Source organism: Aeromonas sp. AE23HZ002T15, assembly GCF_054165525.2.
The window spans coordinates 566,165-583,593 of the sequence record NZ_CM201342.1; the positions used below are offsets into that span (position 1 = coordinate 566,165).

Sequence of the window (17,429 nt, forward strand, 5' to 3'; positions counted from 1 at the left end):
AGCTGATTACTCCTGCGGCAGTGAGAAGCGAGCAGTCCGGCCGTTGTTGTAACGGCTCATGTCGAAGGACTTGCCCTTGTATTCGAGATTGACCGCCATGGGCGCGCCAATGATGAATTTGAGTGGCTCGGGTCCTTCCAGCACCAATTCGTCGTTCGCCTTCTTCAGACCACTGAACAGGGTCTTGCCGTTGGCATCCTTGACATCCAGCCAGCAGTCGGCGGTGAAGCTCATCTTGAGCTGGGGCGCGCTGGCGGGATCGGTCGAGGTCTCTTCGGCCGGCGCCGTGGTCGCGGCGGCGGACACATCTGTGCCCAGGGCCGCGCTGGCACTCGAGGCGGCGTTGGCCGCATCCAGCACGGGCGCCGTGGTGACGGCACCGCTCACGGCAGCGACGACTTGCTCCGTGCTCACCGCATCGGAGGCGGCGGGCAGCACTGGGGTAGCGACCTCCACGGCGGGAGCCGTGACGTTCTCGGTCTGCTCGCTGGTCGTGCCGATCTCGGCCGCGGCCAGGGCCTCTTCCCCGGCGGAGCGGCGCGCCGTGCTCTGCCACCACCAGGCGATGGAGAGGGCGATCAATACCAGGATCACCAGCCAAGTCACCACCTTGAGCCGACTGTCGTTGGCCTGCTGGCGAGAGCGGCGGGAGAAGCTCTGCATGTCGATGTTGTCCGGCGGTGTCAGACCCAGGCGCTCGTAAGCCGTGAGTATGGTCTCCTCCGGGATCCCCACCAGCTTGGCATAGGCGCGCAGGTAGCCGCGAATGAAGGTGTGGGAGGTGTGCTTGTCATAGGTATCCGCCTCGATGGCGGCGATCAGAGTCAGACGAAGGTGAATGCGGGACGCAACCTGCTCTCGCGTCCAGCCGAGCTGTTCACGGGCATTGCGCAGCAGCTGGCCTGGGCCCACTGCCTGGGAGTCGTCTTGAGAATCGTGTGGCTGTTCAGTAGTCATTGGCTAAGTAACGCTTGGCTTGTTGCGAAGTGGGATATTGCCTTACCAGCTCAGTCCCGAATTGGTGAAGTAATGCCGGTTTGTCCATGGCCTGGGCCAGCCGCAGCCGGAGCCAGAGGCTCTCCTCGTTCTCTTCTGCCACATCGGCATAGCGCACGAGGTAAGACTGCACATCAGGCAGCTTGCCATCTTTCATGGAAAGCTCGGCCATGTCCAGCAATAACCTTGGATTGCGGGGATTATACCCCAAGGCCAGACGATAGTACTCGCCGGCCTTATCATTTCTGTGATTTTGCAGTGAACAGAGCGCCGCATTCTCGTAGGTATCGGCGATCTTGACGTAATCGGGCTGGCTGACCGCCTGCATGAAGGCCTTGTCCGCCTCGTCGAAGCGACCACGGTTGCACAGGAAGGCGCCGTAGTTGTTCATCGCGTCAGCATTGGTCGGATCCATGGAGAGGGCTTTCTTGTAGTTCTCTTCGGCCGCCTTGAAATCCTCCACCTGCTGGTAGAAGTAGGCGAAGCCGATATAGACCTGAGGATTGCTTGGATCGTATTGCAGGGCGCGATCGAGGTTGAATTTTGCCTGTTCGGCATTGCCCTGGCGAAGATATTGGATACCCAGATCGAGGCGAGTCTGGGCAGCCGCCTTGAGATCGGGTCCCACCTCCCGCTGAGTCGAGTTCTGACCGGCGTAAGTGGTTTCGGTAACACAGCCGGGCAGCGCGCAGAGCGCTGCCACTATGATCAATGTACGGATATCCATTTCCTGACGATACAATGGCTTAGCGGTTAAACCATTTTGACGGAAATCCCATCCTGTTGCATCCGATTTTTCATGGTGCGCTTGGTGCGGTCGATCACCTCCCCCACCAGCTGGCCGCAGGCCGCATCGATGTCATCCCCGCGGGTCTTGCGTACTATGACGGTCAGGTCATATTCCATCAGCACCTTGGAGAAACGATCGATGCGACTGTTGCTCGGTTTGCCGAAGGGGTTGCCCGGGAAGGGGTTGAAGGGGATCAGGTTGATCTTGCAGGGGGTATCCTTGAGCACCTTGGCCAGCTCGTGGGCATGCTGCATGTCGTCATTGATATGATCGAGCAGCACATATTCCACGGTCACCCGGCCACCATTGGCGTTGGACTTCGCCAGATAGCGGCGCACCCCGGCGAGGAAGTCCTCGATGTTGTACTTGTCGTTGATCGGCATGATCTCGGAGCGAAGCTTGTCGTTCGGTGCGTGCAGGGAGATGGCCAGGGCCACGTCGATCTGGTCACCCAGCATGTCCAGGGCGGGGACCACCCCTGAGGTAGAGAGGGTCACGCGACGCTTGGAGATGCTGAAACCGAAGTCATCCATCATCAGCTTCATGGCCGGCACCACGTTGGCCAGGTTGAGCAGCGGCTCACCCATGCCCATCATCACCACGTTGGTGATGGGACGCTTGCCGCCGACTATCTTGGCGGCGCGCCAGACCTGGCCGATGATCTCGGAGACTTTCAGGTTGCGGTTGAAACCTTGCTGGGCGGTGGAGCAGAAGGTACAGGCCAGGGCGCAGCCCACCTGGGAGGAGACACAGAGGGTGGCACGCTCCGCCTCGGGAATGTAGACGGTCTCCACCTCCTGATCCCCCACCTGCATGGCCCACTTGATGGTGCCATCGGTGGAGCGCTGCTCGCGGCTCACCTCGGGGGCGCGGATCTCGGCGATGGTCTTGAGACGCTCACGCAGCGCCTTGTTGACGTTGCTCATCTGATCGAAATCATCACAACCAAAGTGATAGATCCACTTCATTATCTGATCTGCCCGGAACGGCTTCTCGCCCAGTTCGACGAAGAAGGCACGCATGGCATCCCGATCGAGATCCAGCAGGTTGGTTTTTGTTGCGCTCATCAAGGGCCTCAGCTCACACACTTCATAAATTATTGGCTGACGATGAAGTCAGGGGGCGGCATTGTACAAATAATGGGTCTGGCTTTCCACCTGGAGAATAAGTGGATATGGCGCAAATGACCAAAAAACAAAAGGGAGCCGAGGCTCCCTTGATCATCTCGGGTGAAAATCAGCCGCGGGGGCAGATTTCCCCTTCGGAGAAGAAGTAGGCGATTTCGCGGGCGGCAGAGGCCGGGGCGTCGGAGCCGTGTACGGCGTTACGATCGATGCTCTCGGCGTAGCAGGCACGCAGGGTACCGGCCAGGGCCTCTTTCGGGTTAGTGGCGCCCATGATCTCGCGATGACGGCGAATGGCGTCTTCCCCTTCCAGCACCTGGACCATGACGGGGCCGGAGGTCATGAAGGCGACCAGACCATCATAGAAAGGCTTGCCCTGATGTTCGGCGTAGAAACCGGCGGCCTGTTCGCTGGTCATGTGCAGCATCTTGGCGGCGACGATTTTCAGGCCGGCGCTCTCGAAGCGGCCGTAGATGGCACCGATCAGATTCTTGCTGACCGCATCCGGCTTGACGATAGAGAAGGTACGTTCGATAGCCATTGAGTTCTTTCCTTAACTACAGAGTTTTATTGTAGGAATCCATGTTCGGCGGCGATTATACGTAAACAAAAACCGAAACGACACACAAAAAAGCAACTTTTTATTAAACAAATTCACCCTTGAAACAACATGGTGGCTCATCTTGTCCCAAGGCGGCAGGAAAAAACGTGCGCTTGCGCACGATAGCTCCCTTAACCGGTTAAAACTGATGCTATCGCCTATTTTTCCGGCACCACGGAAAAGGGCACCTCCCGGTGCCCTTGCGATACGCCATGCCGCCTAGCGCGTCTCTGCCAGCAGGGTATGCGCTATGGTACGCATGCCCAGGGTATTTGCCCCGGGTGCCCAGAGGCTGTCGCCGTTGTCGCTGAAACAGGCGGCGAGATCGACGTGCAGCCAGCCCTGCCCCTCGCCCGGCACGAAGCGGGAGAGGAAACCCGCCGCGTTGGAGGCCCCGCCCGGACCGCCCCCCGGCACCGGCCGGCTGTTGGCCGTGTCGGCGTAGTGGGACGGGCATTGCTGGCGGTGCCAGGGCTCGAGCGGCAGGGGCCAGGCGGGCTCCTGCTCCGCATCCGAATAGACCATCGCCCGGCTCACCAACCCCTTGTCCAGACCGAACAGGGCGTTGTAGCGCCCCCCCAGGGCCATCACGGCCGCCCCAGTGAGAGTCGCGGCATCGATGATGAGGGGGGCGCCGGACTCGCCGGCGAGCTGCAGGCCGTCCGCCAGCACCAGACGCCCCTCGGCGTCGGTGTTGACGATCTCTACCGTGGTGCCGTTCTTGTAGGTGAGGATGTCACCCAGCTTGTAGGCGTGGCCGGAGACCAGGTTCTCGGCGCAGCAGAGGATGAGCTTCACCCGCTTGTCCAGCCCCCGCAGGATGGAGAGCGCCAGGGCGCCGGTGACGATGGCGGCGCCCCCCATGTCATGCTTCATGGTCAGCATGCCTTGGGAGGTCTTCATGGAGTAGCCGCCGGAGTCGAAGGTGATGCCCTTGCCCACCAGGGCGGCGGCCACCGGTGCCTTGGGATCCCGGCTCGGGTTGAAGTCCAGCTCCAGCAGCACGGGTTCACGATCGCTGCCGCGGCCGACCTGATAGAGGCCTACCCAGCCCGCCTGTTGCAGCGCCTCCCCCTTGAGGATGCGGTGACTGACGCGATCCGGCGCCAGCTCGGTGATGAAGGCGGCCGCCTCCACCGCCAGATCCAGTGGCCCCAGCTGTTCCGGGGTGGCGTTGGTCATCTCCCGCACCCAGCGCCCGCACAGCCAGCGCGCCTCCAGCTCTTCCCTGTCCTCCTCGGACGAGGTGGCCCACTGCAGCTCCACCTCCGCCTTGGGGGTCTGCAGGCCCTGGGCGAAGGCCCACTGCTGCTCGCGATCCCAGTGGCCGCACAGGGCCACCTTCTGGATCCCCTGACTGCAGAGGCGACGGGCCGCCTGCTGGATGTCCAGCAAGGGGCTGGCGGTCACCAGATGGATCACGGCGCCGTCGGCACGGTGAGACAGCAGGGCGCCCTCCCCCCACTCGGGGGCGGCAAATTCACGGCTCAGCCAGATATTCATTCAGTCACCTCCTGCAACCAGCGGGCGATGGTTCGCAGGCCATGGCCCTTGGCGCCGGTGGCCCAGAGGTCGTTGCCGGACTTCTGATAGGAAGCGGCCAGATCCAGGTGCACCCAGCCCTGCCCCTCGCCGCGCACGAAGCGGGACAGGAAGGCGGCGGCCGTGGTGGCGCCGGCGGTTCCCTCGGCTGAGGCGACGTTGCCCAGATCGGCGAAGGCCGAGGTGAGCTGGCCCGCATGCCAGGGCTCGAGCGGCAGGGCCCAGGCCTTCTCGTTTTCTGCACGGGCGGCGGCCAGGGCACGCACCTGCTCCGCCTCATCCAGGGCAAACACGGCGTTGTAGTCGCGACCGAGGGCCGTCTTGGCGGCGCCGGTCAGGGTCGCGGCATCCAGAATATGGGCGGCGCCACTGTCGCTCGCGGCCAGCAGACCGTCCGCCAGTACCAGGCGACCTTCCGCGTCCGTGTTCTGGATCTCCACCGAGATGCCGTTCTTGTAGGTGAGGATGTCGCCAAGCTTGAAGGCATGGCCGGAGACCAGGTTCTCGGCGCAGCAGAGGATGAGCTTGACCCGCTTGTTCAACCCGCGGCTGATGGCGAGCGCCAGGGCACCGGTCACCATGGCGGCCCCCCCCATGTCGGACTTCATCGGCAGCATGTTGTCGGAGGACTTCATGGAGTAGCCGCCGGAATCGAAGGTGATCCCCTTGCCCACCAGAGCCGCCACCACGGGCGCCTTGCTATCCCCGGTCGGGTTGTAGTCGAGCTCCAGCAGCACGGGCTCCCGCTCGCTCCCCCGGCCCACGGACCAGATGCCGATGTGGCCGGCCTCGCGCAGGGCCTCGCCGGCGGTAATGCGGGCGGTCACCTGATCACCCCCCAGGCCACGAATGAGCAGCAGGGCGGATTCCGCCAGGCTCATGGGGTAGATCTCCTCGGGGCAGCCGTTGGTGACTTCGCGCACCCAGCGGGTCGCCTTGACGAGGGCATCCAGCTCGCGAGCCTCGTCACCGCCTTGTTCACCGAAGTGCAACTCACGCAAGCCCTTGGCGGCATAGAAGCCCTGGGCGAAGGCGTAGCGACGCTCCAGATCCCAGCCCCCGGCGGCCAGCTCGACTCGCTTGATACCGCTCGACTCCAGACGACGGGCGGCGCGCTGGATGATGCGCAGCACCTCTCGCTCCTGGGTCTGGCTGCCCAGGTGGATCAGGGCCTCATCGCCGCTGAAACTGAGCTGAGCCCCCTCGCCCCAATGGGCGGCGGCGGCCTCGGTGGACAACACGACTTTCATCTTCTCTGCCATTTATCTTGCTTCCTTTTCTCGGCACTGTTTATTCGATACGGGTCATTCAACAAGGGGAACGCAGGCAACAAAAAAGGCCGTCCCCCGAGAGGGTCGGCCTTCACCATATCACCATTGCACCGCCAGATGCTGCACGCGCAATTCACTCATGTGTAATTAACGGCGCATCAATGGCGCTCAGAGGCGAGGTTGAGGGTGTACTTGGGTAGCTCCACCACCAGATCCTCGTCCGCCAGACGGGCCTGGCAACTCAAGCGGGATTCCGGCTCCAGTCCCCATGCCTTGTCCAGCATGTCATCTTCCAGTTCGTCGCTCGGCTCGAGGGAGTCGAAGCCTTCACGCACTATGCAGTGACAGGTGGTGCAGGCGCAGGACTTCTCGCAGGCGTGCTCGACCTCGATGCCGTTGCGCAGCGCGATGTCGAGGATGGTCTCACCGACTTGCCCTTCGAGGGCGGCGCCCTCCGGGCAGAGTTCGGGGTGAGGCAGAATGATCACTTTTGGCATATTACACCTTGTTGACGTTTTGGCCGGTCAGCACCTTGCGAATGGAGGCATCCATGCGACGGGCCGCAAACTCGCCACTGGCGGCATCCGCCGCCTCGATGGCATCTTTGATTTGGTTGGTTGTGCCTGTGGCACGCATGGCCAGCAGATGCTCGATAGCAGTATCGATCTCAGCGCGCTCGGCGACATTGAGCAGGGCCTCGCCATCGGCGGCCAGGGCCGCATTGAGGCTTTCCACCACCCGATCCGCTTCCACCTGCTGCTCCGCCAGCATGCGGGCATCCATGTCTTGCTGGGCATTGGCGATGGAGGCGCTCAGCATGCTGAGAATGTCCTCTTCCGCCAGGCCGTAAGAAGGTTTTATCTGGATCTCGGCCTGCACACCGGAAGATTTCTCCATGGCACTGACCGAGAGCAGCCCGTCCGCATCCACCTGGAAGGTGACCCGGATGTGGGCGGCCCCCGCCGCCATGGGCGGAATGCCGGTCAGGGTGAAGCGGGCGAGGGAGCGGCAATCCGCCACCAGCTCGCGCTCACCCTGCACCACGTGAATGGCCATGGCGGTTTGACCGTCCTTGAAGGTGGTGAACTCCTGGGCGCGGGCCACCGGTATGGTAGTGTTGCGCGGGATCACCTTCTCGGCGAGGCCGCCCATGGTCTCGAGCCCCAGAGAGAGCGGGATCACGTCCAGCAGCAGCATCTCGGCGTCCGGCTTGTTGCCCACCAGGATGTCCGCCTGGATGGCGGCGCCGATGGCCACCACCTTGTCCGGATCAATGCTGGTGAGCGGCGTGCGCTGGAAGAACTCCCCCACCTGCTCGCGCACCAGCGGCACCCGGGTGGAGCCACCGACCATCACCACCTCCAGCACGTCCACCTGCTCCAACCCCGCATCACGCAGGGCGCGGCGGCAGGCCAGCAGGGTACGCTTGACCAGCGGCAAGATGAGGGCATCGAACTGGGCACGGGACACGGTTCCCTGCCAACCGGCGAAGGTGCAGGGGACGCTGTCTGCGTCGGTCAGGCCGTGCTTGACGCTGGCGGCCACATCCAGCAACTCGCGCTGGGTGCGGGCGTCCAGCTGGCCGCTCAGGCCGGCCTGTTCTTTGATCCAGTCCGCCAGCAGGTGATCGAAGTCATCACCGCCGAGCGCCGAGTCGCCGCCGGTAGCCATCACCTCGAACACGCCGCGATGCAGGCGCAGGATGGAGATGTCGAAGGTGCCGCCGCCGAGATCGTAGACGGCGATCACCCCTTCCTGACCGGAGTCGAGGCCATAGGCGATGGCGGCCGCGGTGGGTTCGTTCAGCAGTCGCAGCACGTGCAGACCGGCCAGACGGGCCGCATCCTTGGTACCCTGGCGCTGGGCGTCGTCGAAGTAGGCGGGCACCGTGATGACCACGCCGTCGAGCTCCCCGCCGAGGGCGGCGGCGCCGCGGGCGGCCAGGGCTTTGAGGATCTCGGCCGAGACCTGCACCGGGTTGACCAGCCCCTGACGGGTCTGCAACTGGGGCATGCCATTGTCGGCGGCCACGAATTCATAGGGCTGCTGGCGAGTGTCGATGTCCGCCAGCGCCTTGCCCATCATCCGCTTGACGGAGACTATGGTGTTGTGGGGATCCTGCGCCGCTTCGCGTTTGGCGTCGAAGCCGACCCGGATGGCCGCGTCCTGGTAGTGCACCACAGAGGGCAGCAAGGCACGCCCCTGCTCGTCGCAGAGGGTGTCCGCCTGGCCGCTGCGCACGGCGGCGACCAGGGAGTTGGTGGTGCCGAGATCGATGCCAACGGCACGTTTATGCTGATGAGGGGCGGCGCTCTGGCCGGGCTCGGCGATTTGCAGTAATGCCATGGGTAATCACAATTCCAGAGTTAGGGGATCAAGACTCGAACAGCGAGTCTTCGAACCGTTCCAGCTCCTCGAGGAGCTTGTCGACAAATTTGAGTTTGCGCACGCAGTCGGCGGCGATCTGATCCTCACCCCTAGTGAGACAGTCGGTCAGCCGCTGCATCAGCGACTGGTGATCATGCCTGATTTCGCGGCGAAAATCTTCGATGGCCCCCTCAGGATCCGCATCCCCCTTGAGATCGGCCAGACGCTCGCGCCACTCCAGCTGCTGCATCAGGAAGGCGGGATCTTGCAGGGTCTGCTGCTCGCCACGGATGTCGGTCCCGCGCAGGGAGAGCAGGTATTCGGCGCGGCGCACCGGGGCCTTGAGGGTGGTGAAGGCATCGTTGATCTGGGCGGCACGCTGCACGGCGGCCAGCTGCTCCCGCTCGGGGGCGGTGGCGAAACGATCGGGGTGGAACTGGGTCTGCAACTGGCGGTAGGTGTCGGCCAGTTGGCGGGGATCGAGCTCGAAGCCCTCTGCCAGCCCGAACAGCTCGAAATGATTCATTCTGTGTCCTTAGACTCGAAGGCTTGCGCCTTGCTCACCATCAACCTTGAACGGCAAAGCCGGCAGCAGGCTGCCGGCTTCATCGTTTAGACGCTGAAACTCTCGCCGCAACCACACTCGCCCTTGGCGTTGGGGTTGTTGAACTGGAAGCCCTCGTTGAGGCCCTCCTTGACGAAGTCCAGCTCGGTGCCATCCAGATGGATCAGGCTCTTGGCATCGACGATGATCTTGACACCCTTCTGCTCGAAGACCTGATCTTCGGCGGCCAGCTCATCCACGAACTCGAGCACATAGGCAAGACCCGAACAGCCGGTAGTCTTGACGCCGAGGCGCAGGCCGATGCCCTTGCCCCGGTTGGTCATGAAAGAGGAAACCCGTGCCGCTGCGGCATCTGTCATGGTTATGGCCATACTGCTCTCCGAACCTTAAAGACCTTTCTTCTGCTTGTAATCGGCGATGGCGGCCTTGATGGCATCCTCCGCCAGGATGGAGCAGTGGATCTTCACCGGCGGCAGAGCCAGCTCTTCGGCGATGTCGGTGTTCTTGATGCCAGCCGCTTCGTCCAGGGTCTTGCCCTTGACCCATTCGGTCACCAGGGAGCTGGAGGCGATGGCGGAACCACAGCCGTAGGTCTTGAACTTGGCGTCTTCGATGATGCCATCGTCGCTGATCTTCAGTTGCAGTTTCATCACGTCGCCACAGGCCGGGGCGCCGACCATGCCGGTCGCGATGCTGGGATCGTTCTTGTCAAAACCACCCACGTTGCGGGGATTCTCGTAGTGGTCGATTACTTTTTCACTGTAAGCCATATCTAACTCCTGCTAATTCCGTTGTTCACTCAACCCTTGCCGCTGGCAAGGGATCAGTGATGAGCCCATTCGACCGTGTTCAGATCCACACCGTCCTTGAACATCTCCCACAGGGGGGACATCTCGCGCAGACGGCCGATGGAGTCACAGATGAGCTTGACTGCGTAGTCGATCTCTTCTTCCGTGGTGAAGCGGCCGATGCTGAAGCGGATGGAGCTGTGTGCCAGCTCGTCGTTCAGGCCAAGGGCGCGCAGCACATAGGAAGGCTCCAGGCTGGCAGAGGTACAGGCAGAACCGGAAGAGACCGCCAGATCCTTCAGTGCCATGATGAGGGATTCCCCTTCCACATAGGCGAAGCTGACGTTCAGGTTGCCCGGGACGCGCTGGTCCAGATCACCGTTGATATAGACTTCTTCGATATTCTTGATGCCGTTCCACAGACGCTGGCGTAGGGCCATGATGTGCTGGCTCTCGCTCGCCATCTCTTCCTTGGCGATGCGGAAGGCTTCGCCCATGCCGACGATCTGGTGAGTCGGCAGGGTGCCGGAGCGCATGCCGCGCTCGTGGCCGCCACCGTGCATCTGGGCTTCCAGACGAACGCGGGGCTTGCGGCGCACAAACAGGGCACCGATCCCTTTCGGGCCGTATACCTTGTGGGCGGACATGGAGAGCAGGTCAACCTTGAGCGCTTCTACGTCAACCGGGATCTTGCCCACGCTCTGGACAGCGTCCACGTGCAGCAGGATCTTGCGGGAGCGGCACAGTTCGCCGATGGCGGCGATGTCTTGCACCACGCCGATCTCGTTGTTGACGTGCATGATGCTCACCAGGATGGTGTCATCGCGCAGGGCGCCTTCGATCTGCTCCAGGGTGAACAGGCCGTTCGGCATCGGCTCGAGGTAGGTCACCTCGTAGCCTTCACGCTCCAGCTGGCGACAGGTATCGAGTACCGCCTTGTGCTCGGTCTTGGAGGTGATGATGTGCTTGCCCTTGCCAGCATAGAAGTGGGCGATGCCCTTGATGGCCAGGTTGTTGGATTCGGTCGCGCCTGAGGTGAAGACGATCTCGCGCGGATCGGCACCGATCAGCTCTGCCACTTGATTACGGGCCAGATCGACTGCCTCTTCGGCCTGCCAGCCGAAACGGTGGGAACGGGATGCGGGGTTGCCGAACAGGCCGTCCATGGTGAGGCACTGCATCATTTTTTCTGCGACACGCGGGTCCACCGGACAGGTTGCCGAATAATCAAGGTAAATAGGCAGTTTCATGTTTTTCTCCGTTACGACGGGGTCACACAGCGACTCGTCGTGGAAAGCACGTTTGTTTATAGTTGGACTTTTAAGCTCACATCACCGCGTTCGGCCCGGTCAACCAGGGACAACACGGTCTTCATTTGTTCATCTTGCTTGCCGGCGATGCGACGCACATCGGCCTGGCCAACCAGCTCCGCCAGGGTGATGTCACCGAGGAAACTGGAGATACGCTCGCTGAGGTCGCGCCACAGGGAGTGGGTCAGACACTGGGTACCACCGTGGCAGCCCCCCTTGCCCAGACACTTGGTCGCATCCACCGACTCATCCACCGCGGTGATCACCTGACCCACCGAGATGTCGCCGGGCGCCAGACCGAGACGATAACCACCGCCCGGGCCGCGCACGCTGCTCACCAGGCCATGCTTGCGCAGGCGGGCAAACAGCTGTTCCAGATAGGACAAGGAGATGCCCTGGCGCTCTGAAATATCGGCAAGGGGTACGGGCCCCTGCTCTGCATGCAACGCCACGTCGAGCATGGCGGTCACTGCGTAACGTCCTTTTGAGGTCAGTCTCATATGCCTTACCGTCTTGCGAACAAATCAATATGGGCACATGGTCACATACCCGACTAATTCAGTCAAGTATATGGTTGAGTAAATCAGTCGGGATTACCCTTGCGGCCGGGATTTGTTCACCGAGGTGAGAATTCCGCGCAGTATATTCAGCTCCACCGCCTCCGGTCTGGCCCGGTTGAACAGACGGCGCAACTTGCTCATCACGTGACCGGGGTGATCGTCGCTGATGAAGCCGGTCTTCTGCAGGGTCTGCTCCAGGTGCTGGTAGAACCCCTCCAGCTGCTCGGCCGTGGGGTAGTCGAGCTCTGAGTCCACCACCACCGGCTCCTGCGTCTGCAACCAGTGCATGCGCACCTCGTAGCAGAGGGTCTGCACCGCCATGGCCAGATTGAGGGAGCTGTACTCGGGGTTGGCCGGAATGGCCACGTGGTAATGGCACTTCTGCAGCTCGTCGTTGGTGAGGCCGGTGCGTTCACGGCCAAACACCAGGGCAACCGGGTGGGTCGCCCCCTCCTGCACCGCCTTCTCCCCCGCCTCGCGGGAGTCCAGCATGGGCCAGCTCAGGGTGCGGGAGCGCGCGCTGGTACCGATGACCAGGCCGCAATCGGCGATGGCATCTTCCAGAGTCGGGACTATGCGGGCATTGGCCAGTATATCGCTGGCGCCAGCCGCCAGCGCGACGGCGTTCTCGTCTGGCATCTCCTGGGGATCCACCAGTACCAGCTGGGTCAATCCCATGGTCTTCATGGCCCGCGCCGCGGAGCCCATGTTGCCGGTGTGAGAGGTGTTTACCAAGACGATACGAATCTGATCCAACATGCCCAGTCAATCTTCAGTCAAAAATGGCGCGCAATTGTAACATAACCAATCGCTATTTTGGCACCGCTTCTGAGCCCGGATTTCAGAACAAAAATGGCCGCTCGTATAACCAGAGAGCATGAGAGAAGGTGCGGTGCTGGCTAACCTTAAAGGGTCGAGATGGATAATCCGGAGTCAACGTCATGCTCCCGTCCTGGTTCTATGAGCCACTGCCCGCCTTCTACCTGCTGGCCTCCGCCGGACTGCTGCTGCTCGCCCAGAACCCGCTGCTCTGGCTGGCATCCGCCGTGCTGTTCATGGCGGGCGCCTTCATCTGGATGATGCGCTCCAACTACAGGCGCACCGATCTCGTCATCTTCCCCGCCAAGCGCTGGTTTCAGCCCGAGTGGTTCTACGAGACCCAGCCCTTCCTCTGGCTGGCGCTGGGCTTGATGCTGCTGCGCCTGCCCGGCACAACACCACTGCTCGCCCTGCTCCCCTGCCTCTGGGGCTGTCGCTGCCTCTGGGCCCGGCGCCTGCATCGCCACCACGCCCTGGGGCTGACGCCTCACCTGAGGCGCACTTCAGGTCGCCGGTGCGGCCACAGGCTCCTGCACTGAGCGGGCACGTTCGATCAGGGTCGCCATGTCGATCAGCGGATACTTCATCAGGGCGGGCAAGCCGTCGAGATCCAGGCTGTCCATCAGGTTCTTCACCTCGAGGCCGAGCTCGGTGTTGCCCTCTATCTTCAGCCTGCGCTGGAAGAAGAGGGAGTCCGGATCCTCCCGGCGGCCGGCGATCAGGATGAGATCCTGGCTGCAACCACTGAAGCAGACGTCCGCACGCTCGCAATCGCGCGCCACCACCAACTTTCCCTCCCGCTCGCTGATGAACCAGCAAAGTTCGAGATCCGTCACCTCGACTTTCAGCCACTTGCCCGCCAGGAACGCGAAGTCGCCGTCCTGGATGGCCTCCTTGAACACCTGGGCCAGCAGGCTCTCCATCAGGTTCTGTTGCAAAGCGAAGGGCACCAGCTTGAGGGGGCGGCGCAAGAGACGGGGTGCCTGTTCGACCAGGCGACGTTGCAGTTGTTGAAACACGATAAACTCCCAGTTTTTTGCGCATTCAAGCACAGGGCAACCAGCAGGATCCTGTTGAAAATCAAACTTGTGCCCACTTACCTCAAGAAGGGTAAAGCCACCTAAAGCTGCCTCAGGTCAAAAAGTGGGAACCCATGGGTGAATACAATCGGCCCACTTTTGCTTTTTTGCCCTCTCGGAGCGTACCGATGGAATTACTCTGCCCGGCAGGCAGCCTGCCGGCACTGAAGACAGCCGTGGATAACGGCGCCGATGCCGTCTATATCGGCTTCAAGGACGACACCAACGCCCGCCACTTCGCCGGCCTCAACTTCACCGACAGCAAGCTGGAAAAGGCGGTGGACTACGTGCACCAGCACGGCCGCAAGCTGCACATCGCCATCAACACCTTCGCCCACCCGGGATCCGATGCGAGATGGAAGCAGGCGGTGGACAGGGGCTCGGCGCTGGGTGCTGACGCCCTCATCATCGCCGATCTCGCCGTGCTCGATTACGCCAGCCGCCAGTATCCGGACATGGAGCTGCACGTCTCGGTGCAGGCCAGCGCCACCAATGCCGCCGCCATCCGCTTCTATCAGGATCACTTCAACGTCGGCCGGGTGGTGCTGCCCCGGGTGCTCTCCATGCACCAGGTCAAGCAGCTCGCCCGCGAGACAGACGTCGGCCTCGAGGTGTTCGCCTTCGGCAGCCTCTGCATCATGGCGGAGGGGCGCTGTTATCTTTCTTCCTACATGACGGGCGAGAGCCCCAATACCGTGGGGGCCTGCTCACCGGCCAAGTACGTGCGCTGGGAGGAGACCCCAAGCGGCCTCGAGTCCCGCCTGAACGAGGTTCTGATCGATCGCTACGGCCCCGGCGAAAACGCCGGCTACCCGACCCTGTGCAAGGGACGCTTCGAGGTGGATGGCCAGACCTATCACGCCCTGGAGGAACCCACCAGTCTCAACACCCTGGGCCTCTTGCCCGAGTTGTTCCAGACCGGGATCCAGTCGGTCAAGATCGAGGGGCGCCAGCGCAGCCCCGCCTATGTGGAGCAGGTGACCCGGGTCTGGCGCGCCGCCATCGACGCCTATCAGACCAATCCGGAGGCTTATCAGGTCAAGGCCGAGTGGGATGCCCAGCTCGCCCGCGTCTCCGAGGGGAGCCAGACCACCCTGGGTGCCTATCATCGCCAGTGGCAATAAGGGGAATTCCCATGTTCCATTTTCTCACGCAAGACAGGCGCACTTTGCACCGCGCTCATGACTGCAAGGAGCACAACTGATGCAATTTTCTCTCGGGCCCATTCTCTTCTACTGGCCCAAGGCCGACACCCAGGCCTTCTACGAAGCCGCCGCCCGAAGCCAGGCCGACATCGTCTATCTCGGGGAGACGGTGTGCAGCAAGCGCCGCGAGCTGAAGGTGGATGACTGGATTGCCCTGGCTAGACAGGTGGCAGCCTCCGGCAAGCAGGCGGTGCTCTCTACCCTGGCGCTCATCTCGGCGCCGTCGGAGCTCAAGGAGGTCAAACGCCTGGTGGACAACGGTGAACTGCTCATCGAGGCCAACGATCTCGGCACAGTCCAGCTCGCCCGTGAGGCGGGGCTGCCGTTTGTCTGCGGCCCCGCCATCAACGCCTACAACGCCGACGTGCTGCACATGCTGCTGAAAAGCGGGATGCGGCGCTGGGTGATGCCGGTGGAACTCTCCCGGGACTGGCTGGTGCAGCTGGTGCAGGATCTGGGTCCCGATCGCCAGCGCTTCGAGGTGGAGGTGTTTGCCTACGGCCACCTGCCCCTCGCCTACTCGGCCCGCTGCTTCACCGCCCGCTCCCTCGACAAGCCCAAGGACAACTGCGAGCTCGCTTGCATCCACTACCCCACCGGCCGCCTCGCCCACAGCCGGGAGGGGCAGAAGGTGTTCAACCTCAACGGCATCCAGACCCAGTCCGGCTACTGCTACAACCTCGGCAACGAGCTCAAGGGGATGGAGGGTCTGGTGGACGTGGTGCGCCTCTCCCCCGAGGGGATGGAGACCCTGGAGATGCTGGCCCGCTTCAAGGCCAACCAGCAGGGCCAGGCACCGCTGCCCCTGCAACAGGAGTACGACTGCAACGGCTACTGGCGCCAGATCCCCGGCATGAGCCTGGTGGGATAAGCCCACAGCCAAAGCGCAGACAGCAAAAAGGCCTCGTGATGAGGCCTTTTTCATGGCTTGCCCACTGGATTCAGGAGGCTTGCTTGCTCTTCTGTACGCTCGGTGCTCCGGGCGGCACGGGCTTGCGCGCCATCAGCTCCAGCTCCAGCAGGGCATAGCGGTGCTCGATGAAGTCGTAGACGTTGTTGGCAAGGGCCAGCTTGAAGTAGCTGATGGCTTCCTTGCGGTTGCCCTTGGCCAGCTCAAACTTGCCGAGGTAGAAGTAGGTCTCGCACAGGCGCTCGGCGAGCTCCCGGTTGTCCTTCACCCCTTTCACCACATTGCCCATCAGCTGGGTGGCATTGATCTCGCCGGTGTAGAGGCGAACCAGATCCCAGTTCCAGGCGTCGTCATCGTACTTGTTGAGCCGATCCCGCATCCGGCTCATGGCCGCCGGGGCATCGAGCTTCTGCTCGGCCAGATAGAGCCAGATCACCCGATAGGGATCTTCCGGCTGCGCCTCGTAGAAGCGCTTCATGTCGGCGGCCGCGAGTTCGGGACGATTGCCGTAATAGAGCGCTATGCCCCGGTTGAGATAGGCGTAGTCATAATCCGGAGCCAGCTCCAGCGCTGAATCGAAGGCCTCATAGGCTTCGTCATAGTTCTGCTGCTGCACCAGATAGACGCCGATGAAGTTGTAGGCCTCGGCAAAATCGGGTTTCTCCCGCAGGGCGCGGTTGAAATCCAGTCTGGCCAGGGAACGCAACCCCACTCTGTCAAACACCACGGCACGCTCATAGAACAGCTCGGCCCGTTGCTCCGTCGTCAACTCCATTTCACTGAGCATCTGCCCGAGTCGCGCCAGCGCCAACTCGCTCTGGTAGGAGACCTGCAAGGGGGTCGCCAATACCAGTGAAGCGGGTTGCGGCTTGGGAACTTGAGGAGCTTCAACCTGACTGCTACTGCTGCATCCCCACATGGGGAGCAACAACAGGATACCCGTGAGGTATCCAATCCCTATCCTGACGTTCAATGAACACTCCGACGCTTACGCTTGACCCGCATATGGTAAAGGCCAACCGAGACTTTGTCATGTGGCTGAGCCCCTCTCCCTCAAATAAATCAGGATTCGACAGGGTATCCGGCGTCATGCCAACCGCGAAAGCCTCCATCGACACTGACCACCCGGGTGTAGCCCATCTTCTGCAGGTTGTCCGCCACCAGGATGGAGCGGAATCCCCCCCCACAATAGAGGTAGAGCTCGGTGGCGGGATCCGGATAGCGGGTCTCGATGTCCCGCTCTATCACCCCGCGGCCGAGATAGGCCGCCCCCGGCAGATGCCCCCTTCCCCACTCGCTCTCCTCCCGCACATCGACCAGGTGGAAGACGCGGCCCTCATCCTGCCAGCGCTTGATCTGGTGCACGTCGGTTTCTTTCACCTGCGGGCGTATGGCCTCTACCAGAGCCAGAAAACGGGGGTTGTGTTGCATGGCTTGCTCCTCGTACTCGTTGTTGCCCGAGCCAGTGGCTCAATGTTGCCGAGCATCATGACTCAGTCGGA

The 17,429-nt window shown here is 62.2% G+C and carries 20 protein-coding genes; 3 read left to right on the forward strand and 17 right to left on the reverse strand.

Going from position 1 to position 17,429, the window contains the following annotated elements; genetic code table 11:
• Positions 1-6: 6 nt before the first annotated feature.
• From rodZ to trmJ, 14 genes are all read right to left on the reverse strand, one after another.
• The gene (rodZ, locus tag ACT5M9_RS02460) at positions 7-957 is read right to left on the reverse strand and encodes a cytoskeleton protein RodZ (protein ID WP_457978227.1); all 951 of its coding nucleotides are present in this window, start codon (positions 955-957) and stop codon (positions 7-9) included.
• A complete protein-coding gene (gene tapF, locus ACT5M9_RS02465) occupies positions 947-1,738 on the reverse strand; it encodes a PilW family type IVa pilus biogenesis/stability lipoprotein TapF (protein WP_438548418.1) in 792 nt (263 codons plus the stop codon). Before tapF ends, rodZ begins: the two co-directional genes overlap by 11 nt.
• An 11-nt stretch (positions 1,739-1,749) precedes the next feature.
• Positions 1,750-2,853, reverse strand: coding sequence for a dual-specificity RNA methyltransferase RlmN (gene rlmN, locus ACT5M9_RS02470; protein ID WP_349918081.1), 1,104 nt, complete (start codon positions 2,851-2,853; stop codon positions 1,750-1,752).
• A gap of 169 nt (positions 2,854-3,022) precedes the next feature.
• Entirely contained in the window at positions 3,023-3,451 is a 429-nt protein-coding gene (gene ndk, locus ACT5M9_RS02475; RefSeq protein ID WP_438548419.1) for a nucleoside-diphosphate kinase, read from the reverse strand.
• Between the two features lie 279 nt (positions 3,452-3,730).
• On the reverse strand, positions 3,731-5,014 hold the full coding sequence (gene pepB / locus ACT5M9_RS02480; protein WP_457978225.1) for an aminopeptidase PepB: 1,284 nt from the start codon (positions 5,012-5,014) through the stop codon (positions 3,731-3,733).
• On the reverse strand, positions 5,011-6,315 hold the full coding sequence (pepB, locus tag ACT5M9_RS02485; protein ID WP_457978223.1) for an aminopeptidase PepB: 1,305 nt from the start codon (positions 6,313-6,315) through the stop codon (positions 5,011-5,013). The genes pepB (ACT5M9_RS02480) and pepB (ACT5M9_RS02485) overlap by 4 nt, the downstream gene beginning before the upstream one ends.
• Before the next feature lie 167 nt (positions 6,316-6,482).
• On the reverse strand, positions 6,483-6,821 hold the full coding sequence (fdx, locus tag ACT5M9_RS02490) for an ISC system 2Fe-2S type ferredoxin (RefSeq protein ID WP_349918088.1): 339 nt from the start codon (positions 6,819-6,821) through the stop codon (positions 6,483-6,485).
• Between the two features lies 1 nt (position 6,822).
• A complete protein-coding gene (gene hscA, locus ACT5M9_RS02495) occupies positions 6,823-8,670 on the reverse strand; it encodes a Fe-S protein assembly chaperone HscA (RefSeq protein ID WP_457978221.1) in 1,848 nt (615 codons plus the stop codon).
• Between the two features lie 28 nt (positions 8,671-8,698).
• Positions 8,699-9,217, reverse strand: a complete 519-nt coding sequence (gene hscB / locus ACT5M9_RS02500; RefSeq protein WP_457978219.1) for a co-chaperone HscB — start codon at positions 9,215-9,217, stop codon at positions 8,699-8,701.
• A gap of 86 nt (positions 9,218-9,303) precedes the next feature.
• Positions 9,304-9,627: an iron-sulfur cluster assembly protein IscA gene (gene iscA, locus ACT5M9_RS02505; protein ID WP_042076614.1), complete on the reverse strand. Its 324-nt coding sequence runs from the start codon at positions 9,625-9,627 to the stop codon at positions 9,304-9,306.
• A 15-nt stretch (positions 9,628-9,642) separates the two neighbouring features.
• Positions 9,643-10,026 carry a Fe-S cluster assembly scaffold IscU gene (gene iscU, locus ACT5M9_RS02510; protein WP_005299770.1) on the reverse strand — a complete coding sequence of 128 codons (384 nt, stop codon included), beginning with the start codon at positions 10,024-10,026 and terminating at the stop codon, positions 9,643-9,645.
• Between the two features lie 53 nt (positions 10,027-10,079).
• On the reverse strand, positions 10,080-11,294 hold the full coding sequence (locus ACT5M9_RS02515; RefSeq protein ID WP_457978216.1) for an IscS subfamily cysteine desulfurase: 1,215 nt from the start codon (positions 11,292-11,294) through the stop codon (positions 10,080-10,082).
• Positions 11,295-11,350: 56 nt separating this feature from the next.
• Positions 11,351-11,854, reverse strand: coding sequence for a Fe-S cluster assembly transcriptional regulator IscR (iscR, locus tag ACT5M9_RS02520; protein WP_438548425.1), 504 nt, complete (start codon positions 11,852-11,854; stop codon positions 11,351-11,353).
• A 93-nt stretch (positions 11,855-11,947) separates the two neighbouring features.
• A complete protein-coding gene (gene trmJ, locus ACT5M9_RS02525; protein WP_457978214.1) occupies positions 11,948-12,673 on the reverse strand; it encodes a tRNA (cytosine(32)/uridine(32)-2'-O)-methyltransferase TrmJ in 726 nt (241 codons plus the stop codon).
• 182 nt (positions 12,674-12,855) lie between these two features.
• Between trmJ and ACT5M9_RS02530 the strand changes: the two genes are divergently transcribed.
• Positions 12,856-13,272 carry a hypothetical protein gene (locus ACT5M9_RS02530; protein WP_457978212.1) on the forward strand — a complete coding sequence of 139 codons (417 nt, stop codon included), beginning with the start codon at positions 12,856-12,858 and terminating at the stop codon, positions 13,270-13,272.
• Here the strand turns inward: ACT5M9_RS02530 and ubiT are convergent.
• The gene (gene ubiT / locus ACT5M9_RS02535) at positions 13,237-13,752 is read right to left on the reverse strand and encodes a ubiquinone anaerobic biosynthesis accessory factor UbiT (RefSeq protein WP_457978210.1); all 516 of its coding nucleotides are present in this window, start codon (positions 13,750-13,752) and stop codon (positions 13,237-13,239) included. The genes ACT5M9_RS02530 and ubiT overlap by 36 nt on opposite strands.
• A gap of 188 nt (positions 13,753-13,940) precedes the next feature.
• On the opposite strand from ubiT, the gene ubiU reads away from it, so the two are divergent.
• Together ubiU and ACT5M9_RS02545 are read left to right on the forward strand one after the other, a co-directional pair.
• Positions 13,941-14,936, forward strand: a complete 996-nt coding sequence (gene ubiU / locus ACT5M9_RS02540; protein WP_457978208.1) for a ubiquinone anaerobic biosynthesis protein UbiU — start codon at positions 13,941-13,943, stop codon at positions 14,934-14,936.
• 79 nt (positions 14,937-15,015) lie between these two features.
• Entirely contained in the window at positions 15,016-15,888 is an 873-nt protein-coding gene (locus ACT5M9_RS02545; protein WP_457978206.1) for a U32 family peptidase, read from the forward strand.
• Between the two features lie 70 nt (positions 15,889-15,958).
• Here ACT5M9_RS02545 and nlpI read toward each other — a convergent pair whose 3' ends face one another.
• Positions 15,959-16,900: a protease adaptor lipoprotein NlpI gene (gene nlpI / locus ACT5M9_RS02550; RefSeq protein WP_438548431.1), complete on the reverse strand. Its 942-nt coding sequence runs from the start codon at positions 16,898-16,900 to the stop codon at positions 15,959-15,961.
• An 89-nt stretch (positions 16,901-16,989) separates the two neighbouring features.
• On the reverse strand, positions 16,990-17,358 hold the full coding sequence (locus ACT5M9_RS02555) for a rhodanese-like domain-containing protein (protein ID WP_457978204.1): 369 nt from the start codon (positions 17,356-17,358) through the stop codon (positions 16,990-16,992).
• Positions 17,359-17,429 lie beyond the last annotated feature (71 nt).

What these genes read in the sequence shown, in the direction of transcription:
- ACT5M9_RS02515 (WP_457978216.1), bottom strand. Translation starts at nt 11,294, where the DNA reads ATGAAACTGCCTATTTACCTTGATTATTCGGCAACCTGTCCGGTGGAC.
- rlmN (WP_349918081.1), bottom strand. Translation starts at nt 2,853, where the DNA reads ATGAGCGCAACAAAAACCAACCTGCTGGATCTCGATCGGGATGCCATG.
- hscA (WP_457978221.1), bottom strand. Translation starts at nt 8,670, where the DNA reads ATGGCATTACTGCAAATCGCCGAGCCCGGCCAGAGCGCCGCCCCTCAT.
- ubiU (WP_457978208.1), top strand. Translation starts at nt 13,941, where the DNA reads ATGGAATTACTCTGCCCGGCAGGCAGCCTGCCGGCACTGAAGACAGCC.
- ACT5M9_RS02530 (WP_457978212.1), top strand. Translation starts at nt 12,856, where the DNA reads ATGCTCCCGTCCTGGTTCTATGAGCCACTGCCCGCCTTCTACCTGCTG.
- iscU (WP_005299770.1), bottom strand. Translation starts at nt 10,026, where the DNA reads ATGGCTTACAGTGAAAAAGTAATCGACCACTACGAGAATCCCCGCAAC.
- ndk (WP_438548419.1), bottom strand. Translation starts at nt 3,451, where the DNA reads ATGGCTATCGAACGTACCTTCTCTATCGTCAAGCCGGATGCGGTCAGC.
- iscR (WP_438548425.1), bottom strand. Translation starts at nt 11,854, where the DNA reads ATGAGACTGACCTCAAAAGGACGTTACGCAGTGACCGCCATGCTCGAC.
- rodZ (WP_457978227.1), bottom strand. Translation starts at nt 957, where the DNA reads ATGACTACTGAACAGCCACACGATTCTCAAGACGACTCCCAGGCAGTG.
- pepB (WP_457978225.1), bottom strand. Translation starts at nt 5,014, where the DNA reads ATGAATATCTGGCTGAGCCGTGAATTTGCCGCCCCCGAGTGGGGGGAG.
- pepB (WP_457978223.1), bottom strand. Translation starts at nt 6,315, where the DNA reads ATGGCAGAGAAGATGAAAGTCGTGTTGTCCACCGAGGCCGCCGCCGCC.
- ACT5M9_RS02545 (WP_457978206.1), top strand. Translation starts at nt 15,016, where the DNA reads ATGCAATTTTCTCTCGGGCCCATTCTCTTCTACTGGCCCAAGGCCGAC.
- trmJ (WP_457978214.1), bottom strand. Translation starts at nt 12,673, where the DNA reads ATGTTGGATCAGATTCGTATCGTCTTGGTAAACACCTCTCACACCGGC.
- iscA (WP_042076614.1), bottom strand. Translation starts at nt 9,627, where the DNA reads ATGGCCATAACCATGACAGATGCCGCAGCGGCACGGGTTTCCTCTTTC.
- ACT5M9_RS02555 (WP_457978204.1), bottom strand. Translation starts at nt 17,358, where the DNA reads ATGCAACACAACCCCCGTTTTCTGGCTCTGGTAGAGGCCATACGCCCG.
- hscB (WP_457978219.1), bottom strand. Translation starts at nt 9,217, where the DNA reads ATGAATCATTTCGAGCTGTTCGGGCTGGCAGAGGGCTTCGAGCTCGAT.
- fdx (WP_349918088.1), bottom strand. Translation starts at nt 6,821, where the DNA reads ATGCCAAAAGTGATCATTCTGCCTCACCCCGAACTCTGCCCGGAGGGC.